The sequence below is a fragment of the Pseudoalteromonas mucoides genome (assembly GCF_049257175.1).
GTDB lineage: Bacteria > Pseudomonadota > Gammaproteobacteria > Enterobacterales > Alteromonadaceae > Pseudoalteromonas.
In genome coordinates this window covers 1-1,773 of record NZ_JBMMUC010000036.1, presented here as the reverse complement: position 1 = coordinate 1,773, position 1,773 = coordinate 1, and the positions used below count along the sequence as shown (strand labels likewise).

The 1,773-nt window shown below is 50.0% G+C and carries 1 rRNA gene; it reads right to left on the bottom strand.

Annotated features, from left to right (window positions below):
* Window positions 1-1,773: ribosomal RNA gene (locus tag AAEU30_RS21435) — 23S ribosomal RNA — on the bottom strand; the annotation flags it as partial.

The window sequence follows — 1,773 nt, the reverse complement described above, 5'->3', positions numbered from 1 at the left end:
AAGTCTCCCACCTATCCTACACATGTAGGTTCAATGTTCAGTGCCAAGCTGTAGTAAAGGTTCACGGGGTCTTTCCGTCTAGCCGCGGGTACACAGCATCTTCACTGCGATTTCAATTTCACTGAGTCTCGGGTGGAGACAGCGTGGCCATGGTTACACCATTCGTGCAGGTCGGAACTTACCCGACAAGGAATTTCGCTACCTTAGGACCGTTATAGTTACGGCCGCCGTTTACCGGGGCTTCGATCAAGAGCTTCGTCCGAAAACTAACCCCATCAATTAACCTTCCGGCACCGGGCAGGTGTCACACCGTATACGTCATCTTGCGATTTTGCACAGTGCTGTGTTTTTAATAAACAGTCCCAGCCACCTGGTCACTGCGGCTCCCGTCCGCTTAGAGAGTAAATCTCATCACAGATAGGAGCGTACCTTCTCCCGAAGTTACGGTACGATTTTGCCTAGTTCCTTCACCCGAGTTCTCTCAAGCGCCTTAGTATTCTCTACCTGACCACCTGTGTCGGTTTGGGGTACGATTCGGTATAATCTGAAGCTTAGAGGCTTTTCCTGGAAGTATGGCATCAGCAACTTCACCACCTTAGTGGCTCGTCTCGTGTCTCAGTCTTAGCAACCCGGATTTTCCTAAGTCACCAACCTACTCACTTTCACATGGACAACCATCGCCATGCTTGCTTAGCCTGCTCCGTCCCCCCATCGCAATTATACCAAGTACGGAAATATTAATCCGTTTCCCATCGACTACGCCTTTCGGCCTCGCCTTAGGGGTCGACTTACCCTACCCTGATTAACATGGGATAGGAACCCTTGGTCTTCCGGCGTGCGGGTTTTTCACCCGCATTATCGTTACTCATGTCAGCATTCGCACTTCTGATACGTCCAGCATACCTCCCGGTACACCTTCAACCGCTTACAGAACGCTCCCCTACCACTCAGAATAAATTCTGAATCCGCAGCTTCGGTGCATAGTTTAGCCCCGTTACATCTTCCGCGCAGACCGACTCGACCAGTGAGCTATTACGCTTTCTTTAAAGGATGGCTGCTTCTAAGCCAACCTCCTGGCTGTCTGGGCCTTTCCACATCGTTTCCCACTTAACTATGACTTTGGGACCTTAGCTGGCGGTCTGGGTTGTTTCCCTCTTCACGACGGACGTTAGCACCCGCCGTGTGTCTCCCGGATAGTACTTTACGGTATTCGGAGTTTGCAAAGGGTTGGTAAGTCGGGATGACCCCCTAGCCTTAACAGTGCTCTACCCCCGTAAGTATTCGTCCGAGGCTCTACCTAAATAGATTTCGGGGAGAACCAGCTATCTCCCGGTTTGATTAGCCTTTCACTCCAAGCCACAAGTCATCCCCTAACTTTTCAACGTTAGTGGGTTCGGTCCTCCAGTTGATGTTACTCAACCTTCAACCTGCTCATGGCTAGATCACCGGGTTTCGGGTCTATACCTTGCAACTATTCGCCCAGTTAAGACTCGGTTTCCCTACGGCTACCCTAATCGGTTAACCTCGCTACAAAATATAAGTCGCTGACCCATTATACAAAAGGTACGCAGTCACAGAACAAGTCTGCTCCTACTGCTTGTACGTACACGGTTTCAGGTTCTATTTCACTCCCCTCACAGGGGTTCTTTTCGCCTTTCCCTCACGGTACTGGTTCACTATCGGTCAGTTGGGAGTATTTAGCCTTAGATGATGGTCCACCTATATTCAGTCAAAGTTTCACGTGCTCCGACCTACTCGATTTCACTTAAAATG